Origin of the sequence: Clostridium lundense DSM 17049 (genome assembly GCF_000619945.1) — a bacterium.
In the GTDB taxonomy this organism is placed as follows: Bacteria; Bacillota; Clostridia; order Clostridiales; family Clostridiaceae; genus Clostridium_AO; species Clostridium_AO lundense.
Genome location: NZ_JHVC01000003.1, coordinates 139,309 through 156,290, shown reverse-complemented (window position 1 = coordinate 156,290; position 16,982 = coordinate 139,309). Strand labels below are relative to the sequence as shown.

The 16,982-nt window shown below is 29.7% G+C and carries 17 protein-coding genes and 1 other annotated feature; of the genes, 14 read left to right on the top strand and 3 right to left on the bottom strand.

Annotation, left to right across the window (positions count from 1 at the left end; translation table 11 throughout):
- Nucleotides 1-89 precede the first annotated feature (89 nt).
- Nucleotides 90-818: a YkgJ family cysteine cluster protein gene (locus T514_RS0106710; RefSeq protein WP_027624081.1), complete on the bottom strand. Its 729-nt coding sequence runs from the start codon at nt 816-818 to the stop codon at nt 90-92.
- Nucleotides 819-1,195: 377 nt separating this feature from the next.
- Nucleotides 1,196-1,448, top strand: a binding site (T-box leader).
- A 174-nt stretch (nt 1,449-1,622) separates the two neighbouring features.
- Here T514_RS0106710 and T514_RS0106705 point away from each other — a divergent pair.
- The 5 genes from T514_RS0106705 (at nt 1,623) to T514_RS0106685 (ending at nt 5,212) form a co-directional block, all read left to right on the top strand.
- Nucleotides 1,623-2,249: a class I SAM-dependent methyltransferase gene (locus T514_RS0106705; RefSeq protein ID WP_027624080.1), complete on the top strand. Its 627-nt coding sequence runs from the start codon at nt 1,623-1,625 to the stop codon at nt 2,247-2,249.
- An 18-nt stretch (nt 2,250-2,267) separates the two neighbouring features.
- Nucleotides 2,268-3,419 carry a trans-sulfuration enzyme family protein gene (locus T514_RS0106700; protein ID WP_027624079.1) on the top strand — a complete coding sequence of 384 codons (1,152 nt, stop codon included), beginning with the start codon at nt 2,268-2,270 and terminating at the stop codon, nt 3,417-3,419.
- On the top strand, nt 3,412-3,864 hold the full coding sequence (locus T514_RS0106695; RefSeq protein WP_027624078.1) for an S-ribosylhomocysteine lyase: 453 nt from the start codon (nt 3,412-3,414) through the stop codon (nt 3,862-3,864). The genes T514_RS0106700 and T514_RS0106695 overlap by 8 nt, the downstream gene beginning before the upstream one ends.
- Entirely contained in the window at nt 3,848-4,756 is a 909-nt protein-coding gene (locus T514_RS0106690; protein WP_027624077.1) for a PLP-dependent cysteine synthase family protein, read from the top strand. Before T514_RS0106695 ends, T514_RS0106690 begins: the two co-directional genes overlap by 17 nt.
- An 87-nt stretch (nt 4,757-4,843) precedes the next feature.
- Nucleotides 4,844-5,212 carry a VOC family protein gene (locus tag T514_RS0106685; protein ID WP_027624076.1) on the top strand — a complete coding sequence of 123 codons (369 nt, stop codon included), beginning with the start codon at nt 4,844-4,846 and terminating at the stop codon, nt 5,210-5,212.
- Between the two features lie 125 nt (nt 5,213-5,337).
- On the opposite strand, the gene T514_RS0106680 is transcribed toward T514_RS0106685, so the two are convergent.
- Nucleotides 5,338-5,760 (bottom strand): putative ABC transporter permease, encoded by a 423-nt coding sequence (locus tag T514_RS0106680; RefSeq protein WP_027624075.1) that lies wholly within the window; start codon nt 5,758-5,760, stop codon nt 5,338-5,340.
- 216 nt (nt 5,761-5,976) lie between these two features.
- Here T514_RS0106680 and T514_RS0106675 point away from each other — a divergent pair, with 216 nt between their 5' ends.
- The 3 genes from T514_RS0106675 to folK are packed head-to-tail and all read left to right on the top strand — an operon-like array spanning nt 5,977 to nt 8,134.
- Nucleotides 5,977-6,462: an HD domain-containing protein gene (locus T514_RS0106675; protein WP_027624074.1), complete on the top strand. Its 486-nt coding sequence runs from the start codon at nt 5,977-5,979 to the stop codon at nt 6,460-6,462.
- A gap of 28 nt (nt 6,463-6,490) precedes the next feature.
- Nucleotides 6,491-7,300 carry a dihydropteroate synthase gene (gene folP / locus T514_RS0106670; protein WP_027624073.1) on the top strand — a complete coding sequence of 270 codons (810 nt, stop codon included), beginning with the start codon at nt 6,491-6,493 and terminating at the stop codon, nt 7,298-7,300.
- 9 nt (nt 7,301-7,309) lie between these two features.
- Nucleotides 7,310-8,134, top strand: coding sequence for a 2-amino-4-hydroxy-6-hydroxymethyldihydropteridine diphosphokinase (gene folK / locus T514_RS0106665; protein ID WP_027624072.1), 825 nt, complete (start codon nt 7,310-7,312; stop codon nt 8,132-8,134).
- A 245-nt stretch (nt 8,135-8,379) separates the two neighbouring features.
- Here the strand turns inward: folK and T514_RS0106660 are convergent, their stop codons facing one another.
- Complete coding sequence (locus tag T514_RS0106660) at nt 8,380-9,246, bottom strand: cation diffusion facilitator family transporter (RefSeq protein ID WP_027624071.1); 867 nt, start codon at nt 9,244-9,246, stop codon at nt 8,380-8,382.
- 355 nt (nt 9,247-9,601) lie between these two features.
- Between T514_RS0106660 and T514_RS0106655 the strand changes: the two genes are divergently transcribed.
- From T514_RS0106655 to T514_RS0106625, 6 genes are all read left to right on the top strand, one after another.
- Nucleotides 9,602-9,856 carry a DUF1653 domain-containing protein gene (locus T514_RS0106655; protein WP_027624070.1) on the top strand — a complete coding sequence of 85 codons (255 nt, stop codon included), beginning with the start codon at nt 9,602-9,604 and terminating at the stop codon, nt 9,854-9,856.
- A 159-nt stretch (nt 9,857-10,015) separates the two neighbouring features.
- Complete coding sequence (locus T514_RS0106650) at nt 10,016-11,485, top strand: flotillin family protein (RefSeq protein WP_027624069.1); 1,470 nt, start codon at nt 10,016-10,018, stop codon at nt 11,483-11,485.
- 79 nt (nt 11,486-11,564) lie between these two features.
- Complete coding sequence (locus tag T514_RS0106645; RefSeq protein WP_027624068.1) at nt 11,565-12,824, top strand: DUF4179 domain-containing protein; 1,260 nt, start codon at nt 11,565-11,567, stop codon at nt 12,822-12,824.
- Nucleotides 12,825-13,467: 643 nt separating this feature from the next.
- Nucleotides 13,468-14,031, top strand: a complete 564-nt coding sequence (locus T514_RS0106635) for a hypothetical protein (protein ID WP_027624067.1) — start codon at nt 13,468-13,470, stop codon at nt 14,029-14,031.
- 223 nt (nt 14,032-14,254) lie between these two features.
- Nucleotides 14,255-14,944, top strand: coding sequence for a response regulator transcription factor (locus tag T514_RS0106630; protein WP_027624066.1), 690 nt, complete (start codon nt 14,255-14,257; stop codon nt 14,942-14,944).
- Between the two features lie 37 nt (nt 14,945-14,981).
- Nucleotides 14,982-16,877, top strand: coding sequence for a sensor histidine kinase (locus T514_RS0106625; RefSeq protein ID WP_027624065.1), 1,896 nt, complete (start codon nt 14,982-14,984; stop codon nt 16,875-16,877).
- Nucleotides 16,878-16,982 lie beyond the last annotated feature (105 nt).

The following is a 16,982-nucleotide window of genomic DNA, read 5'->3' as shown; positions in this document are numbered from 1 at the left end:
TAATTAAATAATAGCTTTAGATAGAGTTTTTTAAAAAAATATAAACTTTCAGTTGAAGCTAAAAAATAAGAACTAAGGAGGAAAAAAAGTTACTCCTTAGTTCTATCTATTTCTTTAAATCCGTTTTTAAGCCAAGCAGATATGCCTTTGTATAGAGCTTTATATTCATCTCCATTAGGAACCATAAGTTTTTTATATCTAGTTACATTCATAGATAACATGCTTATACTATACATACCTATATTATTTATAGATGGATTAATTTTAACCACATGAGCACCATTAGCACATTCTTCGGCAGGTGTAATAGTTAAAAATTTTCTACAGTTAAATGTTCTTACAGGATATATAGTGCAAGATCCATTTTCAGATAAAAAAGGACAAGGAATTTTTTCTTTTAGATAATTTAAAGCATGTTTTAAATTTTCATCTACCTCACTACTAGTAGGTAATGAAGTTAGAAGATCATCTATCTTATTTTTAATAGTAGTTTTCTCTTCTTCAGTAAAATTATTTTCTACATACTCTCTTATTAATTCAGCTTCAATTGCAGTGCAGTCCACATAAAGACAGCAACAATGAGAACAACCCTTTTTACATGAAGCATATTGTTCAAATTCTTTATTACCCGTATCATATAGATCATATATTTTTTTTAATAGTTCTTTTCCCTTAGAAACACTTAAATCACCCACAGCAATTTCTTTGAGAAGTATATTTGAAATTTCATCATAAATTTTATCTGTCTTAGTTTCATTGTAAACCATATCTACACCCAAATAGTTTTTACCAAGACTTTTAAGTTTCTCTTTACCCAATAATATCACCGCCTTTACTGATTATATTATAAATAAATTCTGCGGACAAGTTAATAAATTGTTCCCAGGGAATTAAATGGTAAAGGCCAAAAATTGGGGACAGTTATTAAATATAACTAGGATATAAAGATTAAATTTTTAAATATTGAAAGATATATCTTAAATAATGAATTAGCTATTTTGAATATATAGAGTTAGTAATTCATTCTAAATTAAATGACTGTCCCCAAGGTTGGAAGTTTTTATTGTGTAGGTTTGGATAACTGTCCCTAAGTTTTGATAGAAAATGTGTTGACAAATAGAAAGAATAAGGATATAGTAATTACATAAAACATACTAATCCAATATGAATAGTATGTTTTTGAAAAACAGATATTTAATATGTGAAGAAAAGAAATAGTATTATAAGGAAAACCTTCAGAGAGAAGTCTTCTCAGGCTGGAAAAGACTTTAGGCATAACTTATGAGAATGCATCTTGGAGCACTGTCCCGAAGAATTGAATTCTTTAGTAGGAGGCAGCGTGTACGCACGGTATAGCGTTGAGGTATATCTGTACCAAAGATAAGATATTATATTTTTTGTATATAATAATTAGAGTGGAACCGCGGAATAAAACTTCTGCCTCTAAAATGAGGCAGAGGTTTTTTGTTATATAAACGGGATGTCTAGTTTATATAAGTATGTACATTATAAAATGTTTATTTTAAGTACAAGATTTTCTGAATTATTGGAACATGGAGAATGATAACTAAAATATAAAAATATTTTAAAACGAAGATTTATAAATTAGGAGGAGTATTAACATGAGTTCATTAAATTACTTTGATTCTATAGCAAATAATTGGGACGTAATAAGAAGTGAATATTTTGAGGAAAAGTTAAAGTATAAAGTTTTATCTAAAGTAGAGATAGATAATAAAATTGCTACGGATTTAGGATGTGGAACAGGCTTTATATCATTAGCATTAGCAGAAAAGGCAAATTTAGTATTTTCATTAGATCAATCCAATAATATGTTGAGAGAATTGAAAAAGGAAGTTTCTAAAAAAAATATAACAAATGTATATCCAATTAAATCTGATTTAGAGAATATTGTATTGTTTGATGAATCAGTAGATGCCGTATTTATAAATATGGCACTGCATCATGTAGTTAATGTAGACAAAGCCATATCAGAAATTTATAGAATATTGAAAAAGGGAGGAAGCATAGTAATTTCAGATGTAACAGAACATGATGGGCAGTGGGCAAAAGAAGAAATGCATGATGAATGGTTAGGTTTTTCAAATGAGCAAATAAACAATTGGTTAAGTAAATATAATTTTAAAAATATAGAAATAGAAAATACAGACTTATATTGCAAGGGATACTCAAGTAAAGGTGAATATACAGAAACAAAAATATTTATAGGAAGTGCTAAAAAGTTATAAGAAAGGGGAAATAGTATTATGAATTTTGAATCAGTTTTAATACATGGAGGAATTGATGGAGACGATTTTACAGGAGCAGTAAATGTTCCTATATATCAAACATCTACTTATAAGCAGACAGGAATTGGAATTAATAAAGGATATGAATATTCAAGAACAGGTAATCCTACAAGAGAAGCTTTAGAAAAACTCATATCAGATTTAGAGCAGGGAGTTGGTGGATTTGGATTTTCATCTGGAATGGCAGCCATAACAGCAGTACTTTCTCTTTTCAAATCAGGAGATAATATAATAATTCCAGATAATTTATATGGTGGAACTTTTAGAGTACTAGATAAAGTTTTTAAAAATTTCAATATAGGATATAAGATAGTAAACACAACAGATTTACAACAAATCAAAGATAATATTGATGACACTATAAAAGCAATATATATAGAAACACCAACCAATCCATTAATGGATATAACAGATATTGAAGAAGTAACTAAAATAGCAAAAGATAATAATTTGCTGACAATAGTGGACAACACTTTTATGACACCATATCTTCAAAAACCATTGGTATTAGGGGCAGATATAGTTATTCATAGTGCTACTAAATACCTTGGAGGACATAGTGATTTGATTGCTGGATTAGTGGTGGTAAATAATGAAGAATTAAAAGAGAAGATTCATTTTATACAAAATGCTACAGGGGGAGTATTGTCACCCTTTGATTCATTCTTACTTATAAGGGGAATAAAAACTTTAGCAGTCAGAATGGATAGACATAACTCAAACACTAAAGTTATAGCGGAGTTTTTAAAAGATAGACCAGAAATTAAGAAAGTTTACTATCCAGGATTTGAGGAACACCCAGGATATAGTATTCAATCAAAACAAGCAAAAGGCTATGGTGGAATGATATCCTTTGTGCTAAATGAGGGATATGACTATAAGAAGTTTTTTGAAGAATTAAGTATTATAACTTTTGGAGAAAGCTTAGGAGGAGTAGAATCTTTAGCATGCCATCCAGCAACTATGACTCATGGAGCCATACCATATGAAATAAGACAGAAGGTAGGAATTGTTGATAATTTAATAAGACTTTCAGTTGGAATAGAAAATGTACAAGATATTATAGAAGATTTAGAAAGAGCATTAAAGGGAGGGAAAATTAATGGTTAAAGTAGAGAGTTTTGAATTAGATCATACAAAAGTAAAAGCACCTTATGTAAGAAGATGTGGTACAGAAAAAGGTAATAATGGAGAAATGGTTTCTAAATTTGATTTAAGATTTTTACAGCCAAATGAAAAAGAGATGCCAACAGGTGCAATGCATACTTTAGAGCATTTATTAGCAGGGTATATGAGAGAAAAAATGGATGGAATAATAGATATATCTCCTATGGGATGCAGAACTGGATTCTATATGATTGCATGGGGAACGCCACAGGTAGCCGAAGTAATAGAAGCATTACACTATTCATTAAACAAGGTATTAGACACGGAAGAAATACCAGCAACAAATGAAATTCAGTGTGGAAATTATAGAGATCATTCACTATTTACAGCAAAAGAATATACCAAATTAATATTAAAAGAGGGGATTAGCAGTGAGATATATAGATGATATTAGAAATTATATAGGAAATACACCTATTATGAAACTAAATAATATTGGAATAAAGTCTAGAGTAAATGTATTTGCTAAATTAGAATTTTTAAATCCAGGTGGAAGTGTTAAAGATAGAATAGGTGTATATATGATAGAAGATGCTGAGAAGAAGGGATTACTTAGGGACGGTTATACAATAATAGAAGCTACAGCAGGTAATACGGGAATAGGTATAGCACTAGCAGCTATAAATAAAGGATACAGAATAATATTTGTTGTGCCAGAAAAATTTTCTGTAGAAAAGCAAACATTAATGAAAGCGCTAGGTGCAGAAATAGTGAATACTCCTAGAGAAGAAGGGATGCTAGGAGCTGTTAAAAAAGGTAATGAACTTTTAGAGACAATAAAAAATTCTATAAACTTAAAACAATTTGATAATAATTCTAATCCATTAGCTCATTATGAAACTACAGCACCTGAAATATACAAAGATTTAGATGGTAAGATAGATTATTTCCTTTGTGGCGCAGGTAGTGGAGGAACTTACACTGGTGTAATGAAGTATTTAAAAGAAAAGAATCCCAATATAAAAGGTATTCTAGTGGATCCAGAAGGATCAACCATGGGCGGTGGAGAGGAAGCCTGCTACAATATAGAAGGCATAGGAAATAATTTTATTCCTAAAACTATGGGTATGACCTATGTGGATGAGGTTATAAAGGTTAATGATGAAGAAGCATTTTATATCGTAAAACAACTTGCATTAAAGGAAGGATTAATTGTTGGAACATCTTCTGGAGCGGCAGTAGCAGCAGCCATTAAACTAGCTAACAAAATAGATAAGGGCAACATTGTAACTTTACTACCAGACAGAGGAGAAAGATATTTTAGTAAAAGTATATATTAAGTGATTTAGGAGTGATAGAATATATTTCCTTTTTCCTAAAGATAGGTTATAATACACTTAAAATAATTTAAATGGGGTGGTTTTTAAATGAAATTTAAGTTTGAGCACAATAATATTAATGTATTGGACTTAGAGAAAAGTGTTAAGTTTTATAAGGAAGCCCTAGGATTTGAGGAACAAAGAAGATATCATGCACCAGATGAAAGTTTTGTATTGGTATTTTTAAAAGGCAGTGAAAGTGAACATATGATTGAACTTACATGGCTTAGGGATAGAGAAGAACCTTATAATTTAGGTGATAACGAAATACACATGGCAGTAAGAACTGATGATTTTGACGGTGCTTATAAAAAGCATAAAGAGATGGGATGTATATGCTATGAAAATAAAGAAATGGGGTTATATTTTATAGCTGATCCTGATGGATATTGGACTGAAATATTACCTTCAAAGTAAGTTTTTAATAGTGAAAAATAATAACTATAGCTAAAATTAAGCTATATAAAATTTAAAAGGTTAATTTAATAATTGTAATAGATTAAGTGTATCTTATAAAGCTAGTATAAGGGAAGGGTGAACGATCAACCCTTCCCTAAATTAATTCCATGTTCAATTCTTATTAGAGCGTCATGAACTTTTTCAAAAATAAGACCAGCCGTAAACCATACTGGTATATAACTTAGTGTAATTATTCCGTATATTGTGAAGGGTTCAGTTACATAGTTCCAAGGACAGACACCTATAATTTCTCGTAAAAGTAAGCCGCTGAAAAATTCAGCTGCAAATATAAGTACCATGTATACACCTCCCCTTATTATAAATGACAGGTGTCTTATCCTGTTGTGTATTGGTTCTAAGAATACTGCAAGACCATATATAAAAAACATCCATACATATGTAGAGGCAGTAAGTTTTACATCTCCCTTTAGCAAAGAACCAAATCCAGTCCAAAAAACTTCCATACAAAATCCCAAGAGTCCGTATATTATAAATCTTTTTCCCATGAGTATATTTTCTTCATTAAAAAGAAAAATATACTAAAAAATAGGGTGGAGGATTATGGCATTTTAAGTTTGTACACAAGTAGTTTAGTGGAAATTTGATAACTGTTCCCAAATATAATTGTGTAACAATAAGGTATAATGTATAATATAAAAAAATAATTTGCGTTGTATAAGAAGAGAATTTGACTACAATGAAAATTAACTAAGGAGTAAAGAATGGGTAATAACTTACATAAGGTAAATAAAATATTAAACAGTGAAAAATACAAAGAATATATTAAAAAGAATAATGAATGTGAGATGGATAGAGAATTTTGCAAACATGATATAAATCATTTTTTGGATGTGGCAAGAATTGCTTATATAATCTCTCTAGAAAAGGGATTAAACTATTCTAAAGAAGTTATATATGCTATAGCTATTTTACATGACATAGGAAGATGGATGCAGTATGAAAAAGGTATCCCTCATGAGGAAGCAAGCTATATCTTAGCACAAGATCTTTTAAAGGAAGTAGGGTTTTCAGAAGGGGAAGAAAATTTGATATTGCAAGCTATACTTTCCCATAGAAAAGATGGAGAAGATGAGCTAAATTCTATAATATATAAAAGTGATAAGTTGTCACGAAAATGTTTTGCTTGTAATGCAGAGGTAAAATGTAACTGGAGTGAGGATAAGAAAAATTTTAATATAGTATATTAATTAAAATCTTTTTTAAGGAGGCATTAAAATGAGAATAGGAAATAAAGAATTTAAAATAGGGGAAAGAACTTATATAATGGGGATATTAAATGTAACTCCAGATTCTTTTTCTGATGGAGGAAAATTTAATAATTTAGAAAAAGCGGTTCAGCATGCAAAAGAGATGATAGACGAAGGTGTAGATATAATTGATATTGGAGGAGAGTCTACAAGACCAAATCATATTCCAGTAAGTGAGGAAGAAGAGATAAATAGGGTAATTCCTATAATAAAAGAGCTTAGAGCGCATTTTGACATACCTATCTCTATAGATACATATAAAGGAAAGGTTGCAGAGCTTGCCATAGAGGCCGGAGTAGACCTTATAAATGATGTTTGGGGTTTTAAAAAAGATCCTTATATTGCTAAAGTTGCTGCAAAATATGATATTCCGTGCTGTTTAATGCACAATAGAAATAATACTGAATATAAAAATATAATGGAAGATATGATTAAAGATTTAAAGGAATCTATAGATATAGCATTAGAAGCAGGAGTTAAAAAAGACAACATAATTTTAGATCCAGGTATAGGTTTTGCAAAAACTTATGAGCAAAATCTTTATGTTATGAATAATTTAGAAGGATTGGGGGAATTAGGGTATCCAATTCTTTTAGGGACTTCTAGAAAATCAACTATAGGAACTGTTTTAAATTTACCTCCAAATGAAAGAGTAGAAGGAACTGTGGCAACTACAGTTATAGGAATTATGAAAAATTGTGATTTTGTAAGGGTACATGATGTATTAGAAAATAAAAGAGCAGCAATGATGACTGACGCTATAATAAGAAGAAAATAGGTGATATTTTTGGATAAAATAATAGTAAAAGACTTTGAAATATTTGCAAATCATGGAGTTTTTGGAGAAGAAAAAGTATTAGGACAAAAATTTATAGTTTCTTTAGAATTAGAAGTGTCCACTAGAGAGGCAGCAATAACAGGAGATTTAACTAAGTCTGTACACTACGGAGAGTTGTGTCATAAGATAGAAAAGGAAATACAAAAGGAAAGCTATGATTTAATAGAAACAGTGGCAGAAAAAATAGGGGAGTTTGTTTTAATTCAGTATCCTTTAGTTAAAGGAGTTAAGGTGAATTTGAAGAAACCTTGGGCACCTATTTTAAGACATTTAGATTATGTAGCTGTAGAGATATATAGAAAAAGAAGCAGAGCATTTATAGCACTAGGTTCCAATATAGGGGACAAAGAGAAAAATCTTTTGGATGCTATAGAAAAAATTAAAGAGTCCAAACATATAAAGGTTGAAAAAGTATCATCTTTTATAACTACAGAACCTTGGGGATATATTGATCAAGAAGAATTTTTAAATGGAGTTATGCAGGTGGATACTATATTGACACCAAAGGAGCTTGTAAGATTTTTATTGAATATAGAAAAAGAATTGAAAAGAGAAAGAATAATAAAATGGGGACCTAGAACTATAGACTTAGATGTTATTCTTTATGATGATTTGATAACAGAGGATGAAGAAATATTGCTTCCACATCCAAGAATGCAAGAAAGGATGTTTGTACTAGAGCCTTTAGCAGAAATAGCTCCTTATGTGGTTCATCCATTATTACATAAAAGAATAATTCAACTTAAAGAAGAGCTTGAGCAATCAATGGAGTAATGTAAGTTTATTATGAAGTTTCATTAAAAACAATATAAACATTTAGCTTAATACAGAGAATAAATAATAGAAAATAAAATGAAGGAAAGGATTTTTGCATTTGACAAAGTCCTTTCCTTATTTGTTAGTTTTTAAGACAAGCTCGGGATAGTTATATATTTGGGGACGGTTATCAAATTTGAAGCTTTTAGAAAGGGAGTAGTTAATGAATTTTGTACCTTTATACAAGTAGTTTAGAAATCTGCTTATGAGTAAAATGGTTCTACATGTACCATACAGTGCTTTACATTTTCAATTTTATTTTCTATATTATCATGAACAGTTGTAGCTATTTTATGGCCTTCTTCTACGGTGATTTTGCTGTCTACAAATATTTCTATGTCTACATAAACCTTGCTACCAAAATTTCTGGTTTTTAAGTCAGATATACTTTCTACACCATTTACTTTTAAAGTTTCTTCTTTTATTGTGTCTATAATTTCCTCGTCAGCAGAGGTATCTACTAATTCTTTTACGGATTTTATATAAAAATCTATAGCAACTTTTATTATAAAGAAGCTAACAACTATACTGGTTAATGGGTCTAAAACTTTTAGTCCAGCTCGTGCGCCAAATATACCTATAAAAGTTCCTATAGATGAAAAGGCATCAGATCTGTGGTGCCAAGCATCTGCTTCCATGGAAATGCTGTGTATTTTCTTGGCGGTGTGTATTGTATATCTATACATAATTTCTTTTGTTATTATAGAAACTAAAGCAGCAATAAGAGCAATAGTCCCAGGGGTGCTGTAATTACCAGAACGCAGTACCTTGACACCTTCATAAGCTATGAAAATACCAGTTATAAGAAGTAAAGAACTTATTATCTTAGCATATACAGGTTCAAATCTTTCGTGGCCATAGGGATGCTCAGCATCTTCTTTTTTATTTGCAATTTTTAATCCTATAATAACCATCACTGTAGTAATAACATCTGAAAGTGTGTGGATTCCGTCGGCAATCATGGCACTACTTTTGCCAACTATACCGGCAATAACTTTAAATAAACACAAAATTACATTTATTAATATAGTTATTAAAGATACTTTTTTTCCTTCTTCATAAATATTCATATTTGGTCCTCCATATTTTCAACTGATAACACTATTATATTAAATACATTTCGAAATGTGAATGGTTTTAAGCAAAAAACTTACTGATATTTAGTATCAATTGATAATGTAAATCCTTATCTAATAGTTATAAAAATATACTTAAAATTTGTATTGATATGGAAGGGTTTTTATTTTTATAGTAGGAAGATATTACAACTATTATTGTTGGGTTTAGCTGACATTTAAGTTAAAAGTTTTGTGGACAGTTAATAACTTTTAATTTTTTAGTCAATTATTTTAACAAAAGTGGATAACTGTCTCCATATATATGTTAAAATATAGTAAAGGCTACATGGATATGGAGGAATTATAAATGAAAAGAAATTTAGAAGAATACAAAGGAAAAATATTTAGGCATTTTAAAGGAGATTTATATTTATTAATGGATATTGCAATTCATTCTGAAACAAGAGAAAAATTAGTTATATATAAAGCTCTTTATGGTTCCTGTGGTGTTTTTGCAAGGCCGTATAATATGTTTAATGAAGAAGTCCCAAAAGAAAAAGAAAATCCAACAGGACAAAAATATAGATTTGAATATATAGAAGTAGATAGTGTAAAAAAGTAAGATTAAGTGATGCTTTATACTACAAAGAAGAAATGTAGGAGATAAAGGTATAATGATGAAAAAAAATCATATGGTTATTATATGTGTTAAAAAATTCTTATCTTTATGGTAAGAATTTCATATAATAAATAATAAAATTAATTATTGGGGAGGATCTAGATGGGCGAAGCATTAAGTTTACTAGGCAATGGATTGGGGTATATTATTCCTATAGCTATTGTAATTGCAATTATTTTGGCTTGTTGGAAAAGAGTACCTGCTGATAAAGCTATGGTAATCACAGGATTAAAGAAAAGAGTTTTATCTGGAAAAGGGGGTATAATGATACCTTTCTTTGAAACATCATGTTCAATTTCTTTGGAGAATATCTCTATGACTACAGATGTTAATGAAGCACCATCAAAACAAGGTATATTTGTTAATATTGTTGGTACTGCAGTAGTGAAGGTTGAAAATAAAGAGGAAAGCATATTAAAAGCAGTAGAACAATTCTGTAATGGGGATGCCACCAATACAGTTAGAGTTATTAGTGGTATTGTAGAGCAAATATTAGAAGGAAAGTTGAGAGGAATTATCTCTACTTTAACTGTTGAACAAATAAATGAGGATAGAGCTACCTTTGAGGAAAGAATTGAAGCTGATATACGAAAAGAATTGAATTCTATGGGATTACTTCTTGTGTCTTATAGCATATTAAAGATTTCAACTCAAGGAGGATACTTAGAGAGTCGTGCTACTCCTCAAATTGCTCAAGCTAAGTCAGACGCTGATGTGGCTACAGCAGAAAGAAAGAGAGATACAGATATAAAAACAGCTAATGCAAATAGGGAAGGGCAGAAAGCAAAGTTAGAGGCTGATGCAGAAATTGCCGCTAGTGAAAGAGATAAGGAAATAAAATTACAGGGCTATCGCGCAGAGCAAGACAAGGCAAAGGCTAATGCAGACGTTGCATATAAGTTACAAGAGATAGAGAATGATGGTAAATTAGCGGACCAAAATGCTGATCTTGCTGAAAAAAATGCTTTAGTTGTTGAAAAGGAATTAGTTGCAAAGATTAAAAAACCAGCAGATGCAAGGAAATATGAAACAGAAGTAAATGCTGAGGCTGCTAAAATCAAGTATATTAAAGAAGCTGAGGCACAAGCTGAGTCAATTAAAATCAAGGCAATTGCTGAGGCTGAGGCTAAGAAAATTGAAGCACAAGCAGAGGCTGAAGCTATAAGGGTAAGGGGTATGGCAGAAGCAGATACTATAAGGGCAAAGGGTATCGCTGAGGCTGAAGCAAAGGATAAACTTGCAGAGGCTATGTCTAAGTATGGTGAAGCTGCGGTAGTAGAATTGATTGTAAGTAGGTTGCCAGAAATTATGGGTGCAGTTTCTAAGCCTATGGAACAAGTGGACAAAATTACTGTTATAGATAATGGTGGTTCACAAGGTGCTTCAAGAGTATCAAAAATAGTAACTGATGTAGCTGCCAATGGATTTGAGGTATTGAAGGATATAACTGGGCTAGATATATCACAGTTAGTAGCCAAGATTGGGAACAAGGATGCTACTGAAAAAACAGTAGGGGAGCCTATGAAAAATTCATCCAATAATGAGGAAGTTGAAATTTCACATAAAGAGTAAGGATAAAATTGCGTTGCAAATTGAGAAAAAGTTGTAACGCAATTTTTGTATTTATAAAGAGAAATGAGGTGGAATGGCAGTGTTTGAAAAGGAAGAAAGAAAAAAGTTTGCCAATATAGCTGTTGTAATTGCTATTACAATTTTTATTGCTTCCATTCGTATATCTCCAACTATTGCAATAACCTTAAGTAAGGTTCCAGGACTTCAGTATATTGTTAAGCTGATGAACTATGATAATGGAATTAAGGATATAGTGGAGAATAATTTTGTTCAGTCTGTTAATTTATCAGAGGAACATGAGGATTTAGTTTTTACTATAAAGGATATTATTATTGATAATTCCAAGTGCATATTATTTTATTCTATTGAAGATAAGGGGAATCATAAGTTTGTAAATTTACATGATATGAAGTTTACAGATGAATTTGGTAAAGAGTTAGCAGCTCCTGAAAGTTGGAGTATGTTTACTAATAATGATATGAGCATTGAAAAAAAATTAGAAGGAAATGTGGAATTAAATTTTACTGAAGAAACTATAATACCAAATAAGCTTTTTATTATAGTAAAGCTTCAGGAAAGTAAGGAAAATACTAATTTGGATAAGCAAAAGGCATTATCTTCCCAATGGAAATTTGAAATTCCTATTAATAAAGAGAAATTTGAAAGTATGAATAAGGTTTATAATGTATATGAAACAGTCCAAATTGAAGGACAAAAAATATATTTTAAAACATTAACTATTACTCCAACTAGGATTGCTTTATTAGTAGAATATGATAGAAATAATACTAAAAAAATATTAGGATTTGATGATCTTTCAATTTTCAATGAGAAGGGTGAAGAATGGGCCAGAATAAATAATGGAGTAACATCAATTAAAAAAAATGAATACCAGGATATTCTGTATTTTCAAAGCAATTATTTTACAAATCCAAAGGAGCTTTATATAAAAGGAACTAGTATAAGGGCATTAGACAAAGATAAATTAGAGGTCATTGTAGATATGAATAAAAAAGAATTATTAAAGTCTCCAGATAATAAATTAATGATTAAATCTATAACTAATGATAATAATCAGACTACTTTGGAATTTTTCTTAATAGCAGATAAAAGATTGGATAAAAAATGTGCTTATAGCATATTTGATGGGGATTTTAAAGATGGAAGTGGAGTAACATTTAAGAGTAAAGGCAGAGGAACACGTATAGGTAAATCTAGTGAACAAAGTATACTATATAATGTTTCTGATGACATTAAATATAAAAGTCCTATTTATTTAAAAATATATGATTATCCTTCACGAATTAAAGGAGATTTTAAATTGAAAGTTAATAATTAAGGAATATGCAATATTATAACGCTGTAAAACTGAATATATGGAAGTAAAAAGTTTGAAGAAGTAAGGGGTATATTTTGATAAAACGCCTCATAAGATTAATTATATTTAATTCATGGGGGATATAGGATGGGCGACAAAGGTAAAAGCAAAAGCAGTTCCACTAAAAATAATGATAAAAAGAATGAAACTAACCAAAAAAAAGGCAAAGATAAAAATACTAAGAAAAAATAAATTTAATTATTTAAGCTATGAAAGTTAATAACACCGTTGGGTTAATTAAAACCAGCGGTGTTATTTTTGTGTTTTGGGTGTTTTGTTGGGGACGGTTATCAAATTTTAAGTGTTTTACGGAGCATTTTAGTAAAAGGTTGGTTCTATATCATTAATATCTAAAATGTTAATCTCACCAGTTGAGCTTAGTTCAAGCATTCTAGGTCTAGCAATTCCACCGTGGACAGCCATTATAGTAGAGTTGGTCCCAATATTATCTCTATATTGCAAAATTATTATTTTAAAACTAAATATCAATCTTAAGAAATTTGTAAGAATTATTAGTACATTTGTAAGAAATATAGATAATAATTTTTAAAATAGATGTTATACAATTATAGATATAAAATAATTGCAAGGATGGGGATAACTAATGAAAAAAATGAAATTAACAATAGCAACTATAATGATAGCTATTTTAGCAATTATAGTAATTAATAAAATTTTAATATTTAAAAATAGAGATTTTCATATATCCAATAGAATATATGGATATATGAAAAGTAAGAGCAATCAAAAGAAAGTATTTAAAGATGCAATTGCTTTGAATAATAACAATCCTTCAAATACATGTGTTTATTTTGTGGCTGAAGTTCTAAGAAAGAATGATATACCAGTTGCAAAGGAAATAGCTAATACAACTCAACTTATAGATGTTTTAAAAAATAGGGGTTGGAAGAAAGATAATAATTATAAAAATTTAAATCCGGGAGATATAGTTTTTACAACAGATGGCTTGGGAAATAAAAATGGTGCTCCAAGTCATGCTTATGTGTTTATGGGTTGGGTAAATGAAGGCAGCTATGAATATGCTTATATATGTGATAATCAAGCAAGAGATTATGAAAATAAAATTTATCATATTAGGAATGTTAAAAATAGAGATACCGTAAATGGAATATCAAAAGATGCTTTCAGTTTCTTCATGAAGTTTTAATGATTAAGTATTTAGGCACATTAAAAAAATAAATAAGTCAGTATGCTAGGCTATTTTGCATCATACTGCGTCATCAGAACCCACTGATAGATCTACTAGCAGTGGAACCTGCTTCCTTGTCTGATACAAAATATCCGTCACATCTTTGACTTGTTATTTATTTTAATGTGCCTTAGACTAGCCAATTAGAAGATGATATAATATTTAGAAAGGAGTGAGGAAAGTGTCAGAATATAATGTTTTAGTGGTTGATGATGATAATGAAATAAGAGAATCAATTGAAATATATTTAAAAAATGAAGGAATTAGAGTAATTGGAGCCTGCGATGGGGTAGAGGCCTTAGCAGCACTAGAAAAGGAAGAAATTCATCTTATTATAATGGATATTATGATGCCCAAAATGGACGGTATAAAGGCAACCTTTAAGATTAGAGAAAGCAAAAATATTCCTATTATAATGCTTTCAGCTAAATCAGAGGATACAGATAAAATACTCGGACTTAACATAGGTGCTGATGATTATGTAACAAAACCTTTTAATCCATTAGAGCTTGTAGCAAGAGTGAAATCTCAATTAAGAAGATATACAAACTTTGGATATTTTAAAGAAGAAGATGAAATACAAGTAAGAGGCATCAACTTAAATAAAGGTACAAAAACAGTAAATGTAAATGGAGAAGAAGTAAGCTTAACTCCTACTGAATATAAGATACTGGAGTTACTCATGGAGAATAAAGGAAGGGTTTTTTCCATAGCAGAAATTTACACAAGAGTGTGGAATGAGCCTTTTTATAATGGTGAAAATACAGTAGCTGTTCATATAAGAAGACTAAGAGAGAAGATTGAAATTAATCCTAAAGAACCTGAATATCTAAAGGTGGTGTGGGGGATTGGTTACAAAATCGAAAAATAGGTGCGTGTATAAACTACTTTTTATAATATGCATATATATGTTCGGAATAGCAATGCTTTCAGGGTTTGATATTATTAAAAATAAGGATTTTATTCAAAAAGAACCTTATTTTAAAAGTCATTCTTTCAAAGGAGATTTATTAGAGTATTTTCAAAGTGTTCAAATTTTAACTACTGAACTTAAAGAAGATTTACAAAAAGTAGGAGATAAGAATGATACTTCAAAAATTGATTTATACTATGAGAAGATTAAGGCTCAAGTGGATTCAAAACAATCTTTAAGATATTATATTAAAAATAAAAAGAGTGGTGAAATATATACTAACATTAAAAATTTAAATAATGTAGAGGACTATATAAATAATAATGCTATCTATGTTGAAAAATTTCCAAAGGATTCTAATAATACAGGTGAACTGCAGAGTATTAACAATTGGTTTCAAAGGAATAATTTTGAGGGCAGTTTCATATTTATTAAAACTACAGAAGTATATAGTCAAATGCAGAAAAATTACATATATTATAACTCTATAAGAGAAAGAGTTATTAAAGAAGTGATTTTGGGAAGTATATCGTTGGTGATAGCAATATGTTTACTTGTATTTTTAAGGTTAAATTCAAGAGTTGAAAGTAATTATGTAAAAGTAAAACAAAAGTATGAAAAAATACCATTGGATTTAAGAGCGGTTATATTTCTTGTATGTGGTTTTGTTATGTCAATTTATTTAAAAAATGTGAGCTTTTTTTATAAACCTATTAACATTAGACAATTCATAATACTTACTATAGTGTCTATATATTGTTTATACTTTATGTTCAATGTATATTTTGCCTTAAGGTTATTAATTCATAAAGAAGAGTTATCAGAAGAATTAGGGAGAAGTATAGCTGGCCAAATTATTTTATTAACTCATGAGGGAATTGCTATCAAAGTAGCTTTGATTAAGGAAATTTCACTATTTGTGGCTACTGCTCTATTTGGAATGTTCTTTATACTTGGAATAATTGGAGTAGTTACTGATAACAAGCTGGCTTTATTTTTTTCATTTGTCTATGGGATGATTTATTTTATGGTTGTTCCTCTACATACATTAAAAAAAGTATCAGCTTTAAATAAAATAATAGAGGGAACAGATGCTATAGTTTCAGGTGATTTAGACTATGTTATAGAGGAGACTGGAGACAGCAATTTTATAAAGATATCTCAAAATATCAATAATATGAAGGAAAGCTTTAAAAAATCTGTTGAAAGTCAAATAAAGAGTGAAAGATTCAAAACTGAACTTATAACTAATGTATCACATGATCTCAAAACACCTCTTACCTCCATAATAAATTATGTGAGTTTGTTAAAAAAGGATAATATATCCAAGGAAGATAGTAAAAAGTATATAGATATTTTAGATCAAAAGTCTCAAAGACTTAAAGTGCTAATAGAGGATCTTTTTGAAGCTTCTAAAATTTCAAGTGGTGCTGTTGAACTTAATATTGAAAAAGTTGATATTGCATCACTATTGAGGCAGGCTTTGGGAGAATTTGACCACAAGATAACTAGTTCTTCTTTAATTTTTAAGATTAATATTCCTGTAGAAGAAGTACATCTAAATTTAGATGGCAAAAGAACTTGGAGAGTATTTGAAAACCTGATAGGCAATGCACTGAAATATTCTCAACCTAATTCAAGGGTATATATTGATCTCATTGAACAAGATGAAAAAGTAATAATAACTATAAAAAATATGTCTTCCTATGAAATGAATTTTGATGTTAGCGAGATTTTTGAAAGATTTAAAAGAGGAGATAAAGCGAGAAGTACTGAGGGATCTGGATTAGGATTATCTATTGCAAAAAGTATAGTGGAATTACAGGGCGGCCACATGAGAATTGATATTGATGGTGATTTATTTAAGGTTACAGTAGAGTTTAGCAAATAACTATACTAAGTAAGGTAATTTTATCATACCAATAATTTTAAAATAAAACTAAATAAAAAGAACATCAAGAGGTGAAATCTTTGGTTAACTATAGAGCTAAAGATT